This is a genomic window from Spartinivicinus ruber, assembly GCF_011009015.1.
Taxonomy (GTDB): Bacteria; Pseudomonadota; Gammaproteobacteria; order Pseudomonadales; family Zooshikellaceae; genus Spartinivicinus; species Spartinivicinus ruber.
Genome location: NZ_CP048878.1, coordinates 2,877,787 through 2,893,710, shown reverse-complemented (window position 1 = coordinate 2,893,710; position 15,924 = coordinate 2,877,787). Strand labels below are relative to the sequence as shown.

Sequence of the window (15,924 nt, the reverse complement as noted above, 5' to 3'; positions counted from 1 at the left end):
GAGTGATAGGGTGTTCTGGAACTGCTGTTGGGAACAGCAAAAGCTCTAAAGGCTAGGGATGGCCTTGTAGAGCTGTGGAAGAATCCCCTGTTACTTCATATTTATTCTCCAGTACCTTTTCGCGACATCCTCTTTTAAAGCTTTACCTTTTTGCTTTCGATAGTCCTCGCGATTTCCATATAAAATAGATGACGGGTATTACCAGTAGAGTTAATACGACAGAACTCACCATCCCGCCAATCATTGGGCCTGCTATTCGTTGCATCACTTCCGATCCAGTACCTGAGCCGTACATGATGGGCACAAGGCCTGCAATAATAGCCGCAACCGTCATGGTAATAGGCCGCACCCGTTGTGCAGCTCCCTCCATAACTACTTGCTGTAATTCAGATAAGGTTAAGGTTTGATTATTTTCTGCCAGTCGTTGTTGCCAGGCTTGGTTCAAATAAACCAGCATCAACACGCCAATTTCAACAGTAACTCCCGCTAAGGCAATAAACCCAACACCCACAGCAACAGACATGGCATAGCCACTTAAATACATCAACCACAAGCCACCAATCAGGGCAAAGGGGACGGTGCCCATAATAATCAGCACTTCAGTTAAATTGCGGAAATTCAAATACAACAGTAATGCAATAATAACCAAGGTTAATGGCACCACGACCATTAATCGTTGTTTAGCCCGCTCCATGTATTCATATTGACCTGACCAGGTAATGGAGTAACCTGCAGGCAAAGTGAGTTTATCCGCTACCACTTGTTGTGCTTCAGCCACATAAGTGCCTAAGTCACGCCCTTCAATGTCTACAAAAGTCCAGCCATTAATTCTGGCATTTTCACTTTTAATCGCGGGAGGCCCATCTTCAATAAACACATTCGCCACATCGGATAGCGCTAACCGCTCTTTACGTGGGGTAACAATGGCGAGTTGTTTAAGTTGCTCCAGAGAATTACGATAATCCTGTGGGTAACGAATATTAACTGGGTAACGCTCTAAACCTTCAATGGTTTGGGTTATATTCATCCCCCCTATCGCGGTACGAATCACCATTTGGATATCACTGATATTTAAGCCATAGCGGGCGGCTTTTAACCGGTTAATATCCACTTTAATATAGCGACCACCGGCCACTCGCTCTGAATAAACCGAAGCTGTACCCTTAACATCTTTAAGTACTTTTTCTAATTGTTTACCAATTTTTTCAATTTCCACCAGTTGTGGTCCAGCCACTTTAATTCCTACCGGCGTTTTAATCCCGGTGGCCAACATATCGATACGAGTTTTAATCGGCATTACCCAGGCATTGGTTAATCCGGGAAACTGTACTAAAGAATCCATTTCTTTTTTCAGCGTATCGGTGGTTATACCAGGCCGCCACTCTGAGCGTGGCTTTAGCTGGATGACCGTTTCTATCATGGTTAATGGTGCCGGGTCAGTAGCCGTATCAGCCCGACCAATTTTACCGTAAACGGTTTTTACTTCAGGAATCGTACGAATGAGTTTATCCGTCTGTTGCAATAATTCTCTGGCTTTACCAATGGATACCCCTGGGTAGGTCGTCGGCATATACATCAAATCCCCTTCATCCAGTGGGGGCATAAACTCACTACCTAATTTAGTGGCAGGCCATAAACCAGCCACTAATACAATCACCGTCATTAAGAGCGTGGTTTTAGGAAATTGCAAAACGCCTTGTAGCAAAGGTTGGTAAATGGCGATTAAGCCTCTGTTTATCGGGTTTTTATGCTCAGCAACCACTTTACCGCGGATAAAATAACCCATTAATACTGGCACTAAGGTAATAGCCAATCCCGCCGCTACCGCCATGGCATAGGTTTTGGTATAAGCCAGTGGCGAAAATAATTTACCTTCCTGGGCTTCCAAGGTAAAAACAGGTAAGAAACTCAGAGTAATAATTAATAACGAAAAGAATAATGGTGCACCTACTTCTTTAGAGGCTCGGTAAATAATATCCCAGCGATTCTCATCTGTGAATGGTGTTTTTTCCATGTGCTTATGAACATTTTCAATCATGACAATGGCACCATCCACCATGGCCCCAATCGCAATCGCAATACCACCCAGGGACATAATATTGGCATTCAATCCCTGTAAATGCATGATCACATAAGCCCCTAAAATCCCCACTGGTAAACTAATCACAACGACTAATGCCGAGCGGAAATGAAATAGAAAAATGGCACAAATAATTGTCACCACTAAAAATTCTTCAATTAATTTTTCATATAAATTATCCACCGCACGATCAATTAATAGGGAACGATCATAAGTGGTTACCACTTCCACTCCCTCTGGCAAACTAATTGCTAACTCTTTAAGCTTTTGCTTCACCCCTTCAATTACCGATTTAGCATTCTCACCAAACCGCATTACCACTACACCACCAACCGCTTCACCTTCACCATTAAGTTCACCAATACCACGGCGCATTTGTGGGCCTAAGCGGATATCCGCCACATCTTTAAGCAATAAAGGGGTACCATTAACATTTAACCCTAACGGCACACTGGCTAAATCCTGTTGATTACTTAAATAGCCATTAGAACGCACCATATATTCGGCTTCCGCTAACTCGACAACCGAAGCACCGGTTTCTTGGTTCGCTTGCTGAATAGCGACTCGAATTAAGTGCAATGGAATTTGATAGGCTCTTAATTTATTGGGGTCAACCACCACCTGATATTGCTTGATCATGCCGCCAATCGTCGCTATTTCAGACACCCCAGGTACAGTTTGTAATTCATATTTTAAAAACCAGTTTTGTAAGCTAGTCAGCTCTGCTAAATCATGGTTACCGGTTTTATCAACCAAGGCATACATATAGGTCCAACCAACCCCTGTAGCATCTGGCCCTAGTGAGGGTTTTGCGGCTTCAGGCAAACTAGCGGTTACTTGATTTAAATATTCCAATACTCTAGAGCGTGCCCAATATAAATCGGTATCGTCGTCAAAAATCACATAGACATAGGAATCACCAAAAAAAGAATACCCCCTTACAGTTTCAGCCCCCGGCACAGCTAACATAGCCGTTGTTAATGGGTAAGTAATTTGGTCTTCTACCACCTGGGGGGCTTGGCCTGGATAGCTGGTTTTAATAATCACCTGAACATCCGACAAGTCAGGTATTGCATCAATGGGAGTTTGCCGCACCGACCAAAGCCCAGCAGCAATTAAAAATAACGTCGCAATGAGAATCAAAAACCGATTATGTAGCGACCAATAAATTATTTTATTAATCATATTCAGAGGCCTTCTACATCATTGATTGGTGTGATTCATATTGGAATGGTCCATCGTTGAATGGTCTACAGGTTCTTCACTTTCAGTCTTAGGCATTTGATGCTGGCTGTGATCCATCTGCGAATGATCCATGGTTGAATGATCTACTGGCTTTTCATCTTTAGCCTCTGGCATCTGATGTTGACTATGGTCCATTTTCGAATGATCCATGGTCGAGTGATCTACAGACTTTTTATCACTCATTTCAGGCATTTGGTGCTGACTATGATCCATCTTCGAATGATCCATTTTTGAGTGATCCATGCCTTCCATATCAGTACTCATTGACATGGCTTTTGCTGTTTTTTCACAGGCAGCCTCTGTTAAATCCCCCTTGGTTGAAAGGTCCGTAATCAGGTATTGGTTATTTAGTTTCTGAATACAAAAATCAATCGCTTGCTTATTTTCTACTGCTTCAGTGGATACACTTTTATCTAACTGAAAATTCATGGTCATCGCAGGCCAGTTCCAGGCTTCGATTGGATCATGGGTGATATTAACTTGATCAGCAGCAATTGCTTTATTCCAAACCCCTTTGGCTAATACCACACTAGCTGTTTCTGGCATTTTTTCTGCTGTTTCCATTCGATTAAAATCAGCGGTAATGCTTGACTCCGAATCAATTAAAAATTGTGCTGAAGTCACTATGCGATCACCTTCTTTTAACCCAGACAGAATTTCCACCTGTTGACTGGTTTCTTTTCCTGTGGTGACAGTTATAGATTGATACTTACCATCGCCCAACGCTTTCACTACTCGATTCATGGTGCCACTGCGTATTAATGCACCGTTAGGTATCAATAATGTGGGCTTAGTACTTTTGGCATCAATGGCTAAATGTACAAACATATTAGGCTTTAGCGATAATGCTTGATTGGGAAAACGTAGCCGGACTTTAAATGTACGGGTGGTGCTGTCTAAATCCGGGTAAATATAATCCACTTTACCTTGCCAGTTTCTTCCGGGTAAAAAATCAGTACGCATTGTGGCAGGTTGCCCCGGCTGAATTAAACTAGCTTGACGAGCAAATACTTCAGCAATTACCCAAACCTCTGATAAATCACCTATTTCCATAATTTGGGTCATCGGTTTAACGTACATACCTTCTCTCACACCCAGCTTGGTCACATAACCGGACATGGGGGCCCGAATTTGGATACGTTGACTCACTTGTTGAGTATTTACGAGTTGCTTAATCGCTTGATCATCTAACCCCAATGCCATTAAACGCGCTTTTGAGGCTGCAATTAACCCTTTATTATTGGTTTTTAATAAGCTTAAAAATTCATATTGGGCATTAACTAAAGTGGGAGAGTATAGTTCGAAAACAATGTCACCTTGTCCCACTGGGTCACCAACGGCTTTACGATTTAATTTTTCAATCCAGCCCTCGACTCGGGTATGAATATGATGCAGCTTGTCTTCATTGTGACTGATATAGCCGACGGTATTGATGCTACTAGCCACCTTTTGTCTCATTACTTTGGCTGTTTTAACCCCTAAATTATTTTCTACCGTCGCATCAATTTTAACCAACCCAGGCTCATCCTTACCTGCAGCATCTTCAGGATAAACAGGCACCAAGTCCATGCCCATTGGCGACAAGCCAGGTTTATCCCGCTTATAATTGGGGTCCATTGGTGCCACCCAGTATAAAGGCTTACGCTCAGCCGATGATTCACTCATCTCACTATTATTCACTCCACTCGCCCCCATCAAACCAGGCAACCATTGTTGAGCAAAATAACCACCAGTAAAGCCCAAACCAACCAGTACAATGACTAAAAAAGTTTTTTTCATTATTTATTTACCAGTAATAATCTCTTCAGAATAACAGTCCAACACCAAAGCTAGCAGATATGGGGTAACAGGATATTCTGGAGCTGCAACATGGATGTCGCTTTAGTTCTTGATGGGCCATGGATAGCACTTCAAGAACGGAGGAAGAATGCGCTGTTATTCCATATCAAACATCAGATTTATGATCTATATTTCTGTAAAAAATCGTAATTGAGTTAGTGTCTTAAACCTATTCTCTTTTAATTTCAGCAACTCTAATTTGACATTAAGCCGACTGATATATGCTTGAATCACCGTAGCAAAATCAATGCGATCTGCTTGATAAGACTCCAACGCCGCTTTTGCTTGTAAATTAGCCTCAGGAATTAATCGATGTTGATACAATGCAATACTGTCATTAATGCCTGTTATCTGTGATTGGAGCGACAGATATTGTGAGCGCATCTTGCGTAATAACACTTCCCGTTGATAAGTGGCCGACTCACGCCGTATTTGATTAGCAGCCAGGGTTCTATCCTGTTTATTTTCCGTAAATAACGGTAAATCAAAGGTCACCATGGCAGAAACAAAATTGGCTCTATCATTACCCATGGCATCGTCACCTTGTCTTACGCCATAACCCAACTCAACACCCCATTGTGGTTTGTATGCTTCTTTTGCTAACGCAATTTTATTGTCAGCTAAATCAACTTGTTTATTGCGCATTTCAATCATGGGATGTTTGAGTAATAGGGGGTCGATTGAGTTTGTTATAGAAGACCAGTGAGGTAATTTATTGGCAACCCGATTTATCTGTTGATCAGGTAACCACCGAGCTAGCATCGCCAATGAGGATTGCTGCTGTTTTTTTAGCTCAATAATCCGATTATCATGCCGACTTAAGGCGAGCTTTGCCTGATAAATATCCTGTTGGGTTTTTCTACCAACCGAATAAAGCGACTCAGATAACTCAATTAACTGACTAAACAAATAGCGGTCATTTTTCAGTAATTGAACGGCTTGTTGACTTCCCCAACTGCTAAACCAGGCGAGTTGGACTGCACGTTTAATTTCCAGCTTCCGTAACGCAGCACTGACTTGCTGATTAGCCGATTGAATCCCTAAGCCATCCCCTTGTAAGGCAAGCGTATTACCCCGTGGAAATTGCTGACGCACCCCAAAGCGCAATTGGGTCATATTTTCCTGATCAAAGTCAAAGGTATCATCGGGTACATTGATTGCACCAACACTGACTATCGGATCAGGCAATGTATTAGCTGCCACTTGCTCTTCTTTTAGTGCATTGACTTCTAGTTGACGACTTGCAAGCCCCGGTTCATTGGTTAACGCTGTCTTGACTGCCTGATCAAGCATTAGCCCTGAGTGAGCCTGCAACATGGGTACATAAACGGTAAATATAATGCACCAGAACAACCGCGTAGGCATAATCCCTCCTGACGCTAATAAATTATAATTAACTAACAACCAACAAAATGGTTAAATTGCTTAAAATCTTTTAATTTAGCTAAGGGTAGGGAGAAAAGGCTATTTCAGCCAGCGACAATGGCGAAGGTTAATGGGCGGGCTAGTTTGAGCATACCTCAACTGTTGTTGACGTACGGCTAAGCCAATTGATGGGCCAATCAGCAGTTGAAGGAAAGGAATGATAAGGAAAAGCGCAAATAGTGGCTGTAATGGTAATTGCAATAATGACTGCCATTTATTCATAGACTGGCAGGCACCATTAGAGTCACTGCAACCCATATCCCCAACATGTGATATATCATCACTCAATACTGATGCCATATGATGCTGGGTTACTGTGCTATCCATACTGGGCATAACATTAGTATCAGCAGCAGACATCCATACCGTTAAACAGCCGACAAGATGTAACATAACCCATACTGCCAATAAGGCTAAGGCTATACCACTTCGTTGTTGGTGTAGTTTGTTTAGCATTTAATTACTTTGCTGCCTTACAAGCGTTTACTTAAGAGAACTCTTGTTTAAAACTAGCCTACTATCATAAACCTTCCACCCACAAGAAGGTCAAGTCGCCCAGTAAATTAATTAACATTATGGTTAGTCTATTGGTCTGCGATTGTATTTAAGAAATCAGGCAAACGTTTGCCCCTTATACTGGAATTAATTGCTGGAAAAATATGGGCAGCACAGCTGATTAAGCCAATGCTATAAACATTGTTGTAGACGTATATATGTGGTTTTAAACTTTGTATATGACAATTTTCAGTATACAAAACAATCAATCAGATTAAGCAAAAGTAATGAGCCCACAGTTGAAGTCCAAGAGGTTGTTTTGTATAAACAACATTGGCTGCTAGCCATATCATGGCTAAGATATGGAAGCTATCTATGACTGGGCACAGGAATATAGCCAATATGAAAAAACTCAAAAATGAAGCAGGCCTGGTAAAGGAAGCCCTGCGGGTTGGGGCTATTTATGCAAAAAAACGGGGCGTCGGCCAAGTGGAAGAGTCTGACCCGCAAAAAGTGAAAGTCACTTTTATTTACCGTTTATTAGTGCATGATAACTTGGTCCAACCATTGGCTAAAGGTAAGGAAACAGAACCCAATATGCGCCATAAGTTGGCTTTATGGATTTCCCGTCAACTACCAAAAGACCACCCACTATTAAAAGAGGAATAAAGTGCAACAATTGGACAGTAACTGATATACAACTGGTTACAAACAAAGGTTAATGAGCTATTGCTTGGGACAAAATAGCCAATACTTTTACTATTCCCTCTTCCAGGGCCTGCTTAATATCATCCATGGTAATAATACCTGCTGAGCGACCTGCCGCCATATTGACCACTAAGGCAATTGACGCATATTCCAGCCCTAGCTCTCTAGCTAATGCTGCCTCTGGCATACCCGTCATCCCTACAATATCAACCCCATCTCGCTCCAACCGATCAATTTCAGCCTTGGTTTCCAACCGTGGTCCCTGGGTGCAACCATACACGCCACTCTTCGTACAACTAATGCCTTTTTGTTCAGCTGCTATTATTAACGCTTTGCGCAATGTATCTGCGTAGGGATAAGTAAAATCAATATGCTCTACTGAACGATCCTCATCACAAAACGTATGTTCCCGCCCATAGCTATAGTCAATAATTTGATCAGGGATAACGACATGTGCAGGGGGCATTGTTGAGTTTATTGCACCTACGGCATTAACTGCATAGATAGCCTTTACCCCTAGTGTTTTTAAGGCAAATATATTCGCCCGATAATTGACCTGATGCGGTGCTAGTTGATGAGGATCACCATGCCTGGCTAAAAAAGCTATCTCCTGCTCAGCAAGTTGGCCTATTCTAATAGGTGCTGACGGAGTTCCATAAGGGGTTTCAACTGATTTTTGTTCGGTAAGGGTTAATCCTGCTAACTGTGTTAACCCTGTTCCACCGATAATAGCAATATTTGGCATACTTAAGAGTTGGCTACTGATTGCTGAATATTAACTGGCTCTACATGCAAGGTACGGGTTGGGAAGGCTATTTCAGCACCATGCTTGGTAATAATTTCCATAATATCGAGCAATACCTCCTCCTTAATTTCATGGAACCGTATCCAATTAATAGTTTTGGTAAAACAATAAATAAAGAAGTCTAGTGAAGAAGCCCCAAAGCTATTAAAGTTAACAATCAAGGTTTGATTAGTATCAATTTCTGGATGCTTAATTAAGTAAGCTTTTACCTCACTAATAATTGGTTTTATTTTTTCCGCATCGTCATAGCGTAAACCAATCGTTTCATAAATACGTCGATTAAGCATCCGGGAAGGATTTTCTACCGAAATATTGGCAAAGGTTGCATTAGGAATATATAACGGCCGTTTGTCAAAGGTTCGAATATGCGTCAACCGCCAGCCAATATATTCTACTGTGCCTTCTATTTCTTTGTCTGGTGAGCGAATCCAATCTCCCACTTTAAAAGGCTGGTCTAAATAAATCATCAACCCACCAAAGAAGTTAGCCAGCAAGTCTTTGGCTGCAAAACCCACTGCAACACCACCAATACCTCCAAATGCTAATACACCAGAAATGCTATATCCCAATGATTGCAATATAACCAATGCTCCAGTAATAATCACTGCTGCTCGCAGTAGCTTACCGATGGCATGAACGGTGGTGGGATCTGCCTGTTTTTTACCTTCTCGGGGAGTAATTAACTGTTCTTCTACTGCTTTTATCAAGCGAATAAAAAACCAAACTATAAGGGCAATAATCAAAGTTTCACGTATTGGATCAATGGCTTGAAAAATCACCGCATCCGACACTTTATGCACAATTTCAGCTGCCCAGCTAAAACCAATCACCCAAATTAAAGCCGCTAACGGTTTTTGTGCTGAGTCAACAACAGTTTCATCCCAAATAGTACGGGTTTTAGTCAATTGTTGGTGTAAACGAGCAAGCAAGCGACGGGCAATAAAGTTGGCAAGTAAAGTTAAAAATACAACAATAAAAACCTGATAAACCCAAGCATCTTGCCCCTTAGCAAAATTTAAAAAGTCCAACCACTTTTCCATGAATTAATAGCTCTGATTGTTAATTAAGGTTCCGCCTATTCTACATTATTTATCGATTATTACAGTGTTTTTAGTTTTTCGTGGATTGCTAACCGACGGGGATGCTCCTCTAATTTCTGCCAGTTAAGTTTTGCATTCCCTTTTAATGGTTCAATATTAACATCTGTTGTCAAATGATTATTCAGTTCGGCAACCACCGCTTTTGCTCCTGCCACATTATTACACACTAACAATAACTGACAGCCCGCTTCAAGCGCTGCTAATGCACGTGATGGATAATCACCCGCCTGACTCGCAGCGTGCATGGTTAAATCGTCACTAAAAATAATACCCTTAAAATTCAAAGACTCTCGCAACACCGTTTGTAGCCAATAACGAGAAAAACCAGCAGGCTCTTCTGCCACTTGTGGATATAAAACATGCGCAGGCATAATCCCATCTAACAACTGTTGCTTAATTAGTGCAGTAAATGGCAGCAGGTCAGCTTGCTCTATTTCGGTAAAGGGCCGATCATCACAGGCAATATCATGATGGGTATCTGCCGCTACACTGCCATGCCCTGGGTAATGCTTACCGACTGTTGCCATTCCTGCTTGTTTCATCCCTACACAATAGTTGCAGGCTAATTCAGCAACGGTCTTAGGCTGCTCTGCAAATGCACGAGAACCAATCACCTGACTGATGGGTAAACCTAAATCTAAAACGGGTGCAAAGCTTAAATCTATGCCTGAGGCAATCACCTCACTGGCCATTAACCAGCCTAAATCTTCTGCTAATTGACAGGCTTCAACTGGATTATGTTGATAGTGCTCCCCTAGCCGACAGGCAGCGGGTAGTTTGGTATAACCATTAACCAACCGTTGTACCCGCCCCCCTTCCTGATCAACCGTAATTAATAAATCTTGCCGTACTGCTCGGATTGATTCCAATAATGTTAATACCTGCTGGCGATCTACCACATTACGGGCAAATAAAATCACCCCAGTAACCGCAGGCTGGTTTAACAACCAACGCTCGTCATCCGTTAGCGATATTCCTGCTAAATCAACAATTACCTGACCTGGCATAGGATTTACCAATGTTTATTGTTTACTGAAATTAAGGCTCAATTATCACTTGTGTATATACTGGCATACGCTCAAATAGTTCAATAACTGCATTATTACGCATCCGAATACAACCGTGGGAGGCGGGTATTCCCATTGGTTCTGTGTCAGGGGTACCATGGATATAAATATACCGTCGCATTGAGTCCACTTTCCCCAAGCGGTTATAACCAGGTTCCTGTCCACTTAACCATAAAATACGGGTTAAAATCCAATCGCGCTGGGGAAACTGACTGGCTAATTTCTCATCATAGACTTCCCCTGTAAATCGTCGCCCAACAAATACAGCATTTAATGGGCAGTTAGCACCGATCTTAGCTCGAACAAGGTGTCGGCCCAACGGGGTTTGAAAGCTGCCTTGCTGCTGGCCAGTTCCATTCGCCGCTGTAGAAATCGGGTATTGTTTAATCAGTTGATTATCATCAAACAATTTAAGGGTTTGTTCGGCAATGGAAACATAAATAACAGGCATCACTCACCGTACACACGCATGTAAAATAAACGATTAAACCTCTAGGCTGGTAGCAGGCAAATCAGCTTTCATGCCTTGAGCTAAAAACGGCACCAGTCGTTTCATAACCGCAGGTACAGAGGTATGCTCGTTGTATTCACTTTCAGCAATATCCCGTAAAGCATCTAATCCAGACATAGTAAATGCCACTGAACCAACCATAAAATTAACACGCCAGAAAATTTCTACAGGTGGTAAATCTGGTGATGCTTGCACGACCAAACTAACAAAACGGCGAAACACATCTCCATATACTTGTTCAAGGTATTTGCGTAGATGTCCTTGAGACTGGCTAAAAGCTAGTCCTAGCAAGCGCATAAACACCGATAGGTCATTCTTGCCTCGAGCTTCTACAGAGAGTATTTGCTGAAATAGCAGATTAAGCAGCTGTTCTGGAGTGGGTTGACGATCGGCTAATGATGCTTCAAATTCATTAAGCTTCAAAGTGAGTTTTTTACAAAAAGGCTCCAAGAAACGTGCAAATACAGCCTGAATGAGCGCCTTTTTAGAGCCAAAATGATAATTCACTGCCGCTAAGTTTACTCCAGCTTTACTGGTAATAGTCCGTAATGACGTTTCGGCAAACCCCTTTTCTGCAAATAAAGCCTCTGCAGCATCTAATATTCGTTCAACAGTTTCTGATTGTGCCATAACAAATTTAAAATAATTAATTAAAAACCTTAGCCCCCTACCCTCATCAAAACTTGTCGTAAAAGCTGAGAAATATTTGGGCTAGGGCCTGTTATAATCTTCAAACGTTTTGAACATACGTTTAATACGTATACAAGTCAAGCAGGCTTTCCCTTTTCCTGCAAGTGATATTGAACGCTACAAAGTAAGGAAACACCCTGATAAAAAACAACAAGGTACTTGAAAACTATTGAAGGATAGGCAAAACTGGATATAATCACAGTAACTGTATAAAATCACAGCAGCAGTGTTAGCCTGCAATTATCTAAAGCATTATTAGATAAGCTGAAGCATATAAAACAGCAAAAATCCAAATGCGTATAAGGAGCCATCTCAATGGCTAAACTAACAGCCCGACAGGCTGAGATTTTTCAATTTATTAAAGACCATATCGAAGATACGGGTTTCCCACCCACCCGAGCAGAAATTGCCCGACAGCTAGGGTTTCGTTCAGCAAACGCTGCGGAAGAACACCTCAAAGCCCTTGCCCGCAAAGGCGCTATTGAAATTATTGCAGGCACATCTCGTGGCATTCGCATCCCTAACGAAACCCAGCAAGGCATCCCAGTGGTGGGTCAAGTAGCTGCTGGCTTTCCAATTTTAGCCGAACAGAATATAGACAACTACTGCCAGATACCCGCCAACTTTTTCAAGCCCCAAGCTGATTATTTTTTAACAGTAAAAGGGATGAGCATGAAAGACTGCGGTATTCTTGATGGTGACCTATTGGCAGTACATAAAACATCCGATGTACATAATGGTCAAATTGTGGTGGCTAGAATCGAAGATGAAGTCACTGTCAAACGGTTTGAGCGCAAAGGTGATGTTGTATTACTCCACCCGGAAAATAACGAATTCAACACCATTGAAGTGGATTTGCACGACGGAAACTTTACTATCGAAGGCATTAGTGTTGGGGTAATAAGACACTAAGATGCTACCAACGCCTCTCCCCTATGAGGAGAGGCAAAAGAGTTTTTAACGATGTTAGCTTTTAGTTAGTCATATCTAACTGTTTTCGCAACTCTTTATTTTTTCAACTCCTTCATCGCTTCAATTAAGCTGCCAATAAACCATGCACAATTAACTTGTTGCGACTTATTCTGCAGTTTTGCACATTTTCATCAACTCTGATCCACAATCTACTCCAATATGGTAAACACAGTGAATTAGGCCAAAGATATAAATTTTTTGTCAGTGATACACTCCAGCCATAATTAGCGAACATGATAATAGGAATTAATCTCATGGAGTACAGTGGCAATGAAAATGATTCCAAGCCCAACTGTAGTACACCTAGTCAGCCACCTCACTTTCCTCTATCAACGAGTCACAGCGGCTTTACTCATATTACAGAAATTATTTTATCTTCTGCTCGCGTACCACTGACATCGTTTATTCCACCTATGTTGGCCCAGCTAAGTCATCATGAAAAGCAGCGCTGGCTAACGGTTGTCTGCTCAAAGCAGTACCACAAGCTTACCTTGAAGTGGCTACAGGATGCATACATTAATAACAAACAGGTTTTATTTCTAACAGCAACCAATGAAGGCTCTATTAAGGACCTAACTTTACAGGCTTTATCTCTAGGTAAAAGTCATACGGTAGTTAGCTGGTTACCGGTGTTGGACGAAGCTACCTTATCGGCTTTAGAGATTGCAGCAAAAAAGGGTAACTGCCATGTTATTAATATTAGACAACGTTAACCAGCCTATTATTTTGCGCTACTTACAAGATAAGAAGATTATTTACCAACCAATGAAATCGTTTGACCGGTCTTGCTGCTCTGTTCAGCCAACTGAATTATTTTAATTACTGCTAACGCTTGCTGCGCAGTTACAGCCACTGTTTTATTTTGCAAAATTGCGTCTGAAATGTTAGCAAAATAATGCTGGTATCCTCCTGCTTGCGTGGGATGAATACTTTCCCCATTTTCTTGAAACAAGGTCCCATAATTTTTTTCTGCTTCATTTGCCCAATTTTCATGCTGAGGCGAAAGCCCTTGTTTTAGCTGTTCTTCTTGTGGATCAAGGCCATACTTTACAAAACTACCTTTGGTTCCCTCTAATTGAAAACGCAACCCAGGCCCTGCAGAAAATGGGCTGGAGCGTAACACCACTTCATGATTAGGATAATGCAATTGAACATGGAAATAATCAGTGGTTGGTGAGTTTTCCCTTAACCTTCGACAACATGCAGTCAGTGCCATCGGCCAGCCAAATAAACATAACGCTTGATCTATCAGATGAGGACCTAAATCATACCAAATCCCCGTCCCTTCACCTGCTTGTTCGCGCCAGCGTTGTCGTACGATTGGCCTAAACCGGTCAAAGTGAGATTCAAATAAACGTATTTCACCCAGTGCTTTCGAATCGATTAATTGTTTTATGGTTAAAAAGTCACCGTCCCAGCGACGATTGTGATAAGTCGACAGTATCAGTTCTTTTGTTTTTGCTAGTGAAATTAATTCTTCCCCTTGTTCTACTCGCGTAACAAAGGGTTTCTCAACAATAACATGTTTATTACTGAGTAATGCCAGCTTAGCGAATTCATAATGGGTATCATTAGGTGAAGTAATAATCACCAACTGGATTGTATCGTCTTGAATTAATTGTTCGGCTGTATCATAAACCTGAATATCAGGGTTATCGGCTAATACTTGTTCTCTTTTACTTGAGCTGATAGCTGTTAATTCAAACTCCTTTAAATAGTTAATAAAAGGCAAGTGAAAAGTCTGAGCAGAAAAACCATAACCGATAATACCTGTTTTTATCATCTATCAAACCTTAAAACTTTTAACAATTTTGGCAATATTAAATGCAGTGTCTTCAATATTCTGTGCGGCAGTTTTTAAAGCATCAGTTAAATTCATTACCCCTGGTACCACACTAAATACTGCATCAATCCCTTGCTGATAAACCGCTTGGTAGCCAGCTCCCATGCTACCTGCTAATGCTATTACACAACAATTATATTGTTTAGCCCGTTTAGCAACACCAATCGGCGTTTTACCATAAATAGTCTGGCTGTCTATTTTTCCTTCGCCAGTGATCACTAGGTCCGCGTCAGATAAATAAGTTTCCAGTTGAATAGTATCTAACACAATATCAACACCACTTTCTAACTGGGCATTAAATCCCCCTAATAAAGTAGCGCCTAAACCACCAGCAGCACCCGATCCCGGTGTTGAAGCAATATCCCGATTGAGTGCTTGTTGCATGACTTTAGCAAAATGGCTTAAATGGTTTTCCAACTGTTGCAGCATAGGCTCATCAGCACCCTTTTGAGGACCATAGGTATAGGTAGCACCTGTAGGGCCTAATAATTGGTTATCTACATCACAAGCGACTTTAAATTCAACATTTTCTAGCCTGCTATCTAAGGAGTTAAAGTCAATCTGTTGTAAATTAGCCAGCCCTTCTGCACCTAGCGAAATTACATCCCCTGCGGTATTTAATAATCTTGCACCTAACGCCTGCAACATACCAGCCCCTCCATCATTGGTGGCGCTTCCGCCTAGACCGAGGATAAATTGTTTAGCACCGGCATTCAGTGCTTCAATAATCAGTTCTCCTATACCATAACTGGTGGCTTTTAACGGGTTACGTTGCTGAACTGGTACTTTCGCCAAACCCACAGCCTCAGCCACTTCAATCACTGCTGTAACACCATCACCCAATACCCCCCAGCAGGCGTCAACGGGTGTTCCCATTGGTCCAGTTACGCGACAAGTAAACTTACTACCCTGGGTACCAGCTACCATGGCATCAATCGTCCCTTCACCCCCATCGGCTACGGGTAGTTTAATTAACTCAGCATCAGGCAACACTTGTTGAATACCCTGCGCAACAGCATCCGCTACCTCAATGCTGGATAGGCTCTCTTTAAAAGAATCAGGTGCAATGACAATTTTCATTGGTTATTTTCTATCAAGTATTTATGACCTGTTAACACCATTTGATTTTAGTACGCCAGATTCG

The 15,924-nt window shown here is 41.8% G+C and carries 14 protein-coding genes; 3 read left to right on the top strand and 11 right to left on the bottom strand.

Features of this window, described 5'->3' with window-relative positions; genetic code table 11:
* Positions 1–142: 142 nt before the first annotated feature.
* The 4 genes from G4Y78_RS13720 to G4Y78_RS13705 all read right to left on the bottom strand — a co-directional run bounded on the left by G4Y78_RS13720 (position 143) and on the right by G4Y78_RS13705 (position 7,045).
* Positions 143–3,265 (bottom strand): efflux RND transporter permease subunit, encoded by a 3,123-nt coding sequence (locus G4Y78_RS13720; RefSeq protein WP_163833556.1) that lies wholly within the window; start codon positions 3,263–3,265, stop codon positions 143–145.
* An 18-nt stretch (positions 3,266–3,283) separates the two neighbouring features.
* Positions 3,284–5,104: an efflux RND transporter periplasmic adaptor subunit gene (locus tag G4Y78_RS13715; RefSeq protein WP_163833555.1), complete on the bottom strand. Its 1,821-nt coding sequence runs from the start codon at positions 5,102–5,104 to the stop codon at positions 3,284–3,286.
* Between the two features lie 186 nt (positions 5,105–5,290).
* A complete protein-coding gene (locus G4Y78_RS13710) occupies positions 5,291–6,529 on the bottom strand; it encodes a TolC family protein (RefSeq protein ID WP_163833554.1) in 1,239 nt (412 codons plus the stop codon).
* Between the two features lie 99 nt (positions 6,530–6,628).
* Positions 6,629–7,045 carry a hypothetical protein gene (locus G4Y78_RS13705; RefSeq protein ID WP_163833553.1) on the bottom strand — a complete coding sequence of 139 codons (417 nt, stop codon included), beginning with the start codon at positions 7,043–7,045 and terminating at the stop codon, positions 6,629–6,631.
* 441 nt (positions 7,046–7,486) lie between these two features.
* On the opposite strand from G4Y78_RS13705, the gene G4Y78_RS13700 reads away from it, so the two are divergent.
* Positions 7,487–7,753, top strand: coding sequence for a DUF5062 family protein (locus G4Y78_RS13700; RefSeq protein ID WP_163833552.1), 267 nt, complete (start codon positions 7,487–7,489; stop codon positions 7,751–7,753).
* A 49-nt stretch (positions 7,754–7,802) separates the two neighbouring features.
* Here G4Y78_RS13700 and G4Y78_RS13695 read toward each other — a convergent pair whose 3' ends face one another.
* The 5 genes from G4Y78_RS13695 to G4Y78_RS13675 are packed head-to-tail and all read right to left on the bottom strand — an operon-like array spanning position 7,803 to position 11,905.
* The gene (locus tag G4Y78_RS13695) at positions 7,803–8,537 is read right to left on the bottom strand and encodes an S-methyl-5'-thioinosine phosphorylase (protein WP_163833551.1); all 735 of its coding nucleotides are present in this window, start codon (positions 8,535–8,537) and stop codon (positions 7,803–7,805) included.
* Between the two features lie 2 nt (positions 8,538–8,539).
* Positions 8,540–9,637 (bottom strand): mechanosensitive ion channel family protein, encoded by a 1,098-nt coding sequence (locus G4Y78_RS13690; protein WP_163833550.1) that lies wholly within the window; start codon positions 9,635–9,637, stop codon positions 8,540–8,542.
* A 59-nt stretch (positions 9,638–9,696) separates the two neighbouring features.
* Entirely contained in the window at positions 9,697–10,704 is a 1,008-nt protein-coding gene (gene nagZ / locus G4Y78_RS13685; RefSeq protein WP_163833549.1) for a beta-N-acetylhexosaminidase, read from the bottom strand.
* Between the two features lie 31 nt (positions 10,705–10,735).
* Positions 10,736–11,215: a L,D-transpeptidase gene (locus G4Y78_RS13680; RefSeq protein WP_163833548.1), complete on the bottom strand. Its 480-nt coding sequence runs from the start codon at positions 11,213–11,215 to the stop codon at positions 10,736–10,738.
* 33 nt (positions 11,216–11,248) lie between these two features.
* Complete coding sequence (locus tag G4Y78_RS13675; RefSeq protein ID WP_163833547.1) at positions 11,249–11,905, bottom strand: TetR/AcrR family transcriptional regulator; 657 nt, start codon at positions 11,903–11,905, stop codon at positions 11,249–11,251.
* A gap of 375 nt (positions 11,906–12,280) precedes the next feature.
* Here G4Y78_RS13675 and lexA point away from each other — a divergent pair, with 375 nt between their 5' ends.
* Positions 12,281–12,877, top strand: a complete 597-nt coding sequence (gene lexA / locus G4Y78_RS13670) for a transcriptional repressor LexA (protein ID WP_163833546.1) — start codon at positions 12,281–12,283, stop codon at positions 12,875–12,877.
* A gap of 314 nt (positions 12,878–13,191) precedes the next feature.
* Entirely contained in the window at positions 13,192–13,650 is a 459-nt protein-coding gene (locus tag G4Y78_RS13665) for a SulA-like leucine-rich domain-containing protein (RefSeq protein ID WP_163833545.1), read from the top strand.
* A 38-nt stretch (positions 13,651–13,688) separates the two neighbouring features.
* On the opposite strand, the gene G4Y78_RS13660 is transcribed toward G4Y78_RS13665, so the two are convergent.
* Positions 13,689–14,720 (bottom strand): oxidoreductase, encoded by a 1,032-nt coding sequence (locus G4Y78_RS13660; RefSeq protein WP_163833544.1) that lies wholly within the window; start codon positions 14,718–14,720, stop codon positions 13,689–13,691.
* A 3-nt stretch (positions 14,721–14,723) separates the two neighbouring features.
* Positions 14,724–15,860 carry a glycerate kinase gene (locus G4Y78_RS13655; RefSeq protein WP_163833543.1) on the bottom strand — a complete coding sequence of 379 codons (1,137 nt, stop codon included), beginning with the start codon at positions 15,858–15,860 and terminating at the stop codon, positions 14,724–14,726.
* Between the last annotated feature and the right edge of the window lie 64 nt (positions 15,861–15,924).

Excerpts from the sequence above, each read along its gene's own strand:
- G4Y78_RS13720 (WP_163833556.1), bottom strand. The coding sequence starts at position 3,265 with ATGATTAATAAAATAATTTATTGGTCGCTACATAATCGGTTTTTGATT.
- G4Y78_RS13715 (WP_163833555.1), bottom strand. The coding sequence starts at position 5,104 with ATGAAAAAAACTTTTTTAGTCATTGTACTGGTTGGTTTGGGCTTTACT.
- G4Y78_RS13710 (WP_163833554.1), bottom strand. The coding sequence starts at position 6,529 with ATGCCTACGCGGTTGTTCTGGTGCATTATATTTACCGTTTATGTACCC.
- G4Y78_RS13705 (WP_163833553.1), bottom strand. The coding sequence starts at position 7,045 with ATGCTAAACAAACTACACCAACAACGAAGTGGTATAGCCTTAGCCTTA.
- G4Y78_RS13700 (WP_163833552.1), top strand. The coding sequence starts at position 7,487 with ATGAAAAAACTCAAAAATGAAGCAGGCCTGGTAAAGGAAGCCCTGCGG.
- G4Y78_RS13695 (WP_163833551.1), bottom strand. The coding sequence starts at position 8,537 with ATGCCAAATATTGCTATTATCGGTGGAACAGGGTTAACACAGTTAGCA.
- G4Y78_RS13690 (WP_163833550.1), bottom strand. The coding sequence starts at position 9,637 with ATGGAAAAGTGGTTGGACTTTTTAAATTTTGCTAAGGGGCAAGATGCT.
- nagZ (WP_163833549.1), bottom strand. The coding sequence starts at position 10,704 with ATGCCAGGTCAGGTAATTGTTGATTTAGCAGGAATATCGCTAACGGAT.
- G4Y78_RS13680 (WP_163833548.1), bottom strand. The coding sequence starts at position 11,215 with ATGCCTGTTATTTATGTTTCCATTGCCGAACAAACCCTTAAATTGTTT.
- G4Y78_RS13675 (WP_163833547.1), bottom strand. The coding sequence starts at position 11,905 with ATGGCACAATCAGAAACTGTTGAACGAATATTAGATGCTGCAGAGGCT.
- lexA (WP_163833546.1), top strand. The coding sequence starts at position 12,281 with ATGGCTAAACTAACAGCCCGACAGGCTGAGATTTTTCAATTTATTAAA.
- G4Y78_RS13665 (WP_163833545.1), top strand. The coding sequence starts at position 13,192 with ATGGAGTACAGTGGCAATGAAAATGATTCCAAGCCCAACTGTAGTACA.
- G4Y78_RS13660 (WP_163833544.1), bottom strand. The coding sequence starts at position 14,720 with ATGATAAAAACAGGTATTATCGGTTATGGTTTTTCTGCTCAGACTTTT.
- G4Y78_RS13655 (WP_163833543.1), bottom strand. The coding sequence starts at position 15,860 with ATGAAAATTGTCATTGCACCTGATTCTTTTAAAGAGAGCCTATCCAGC.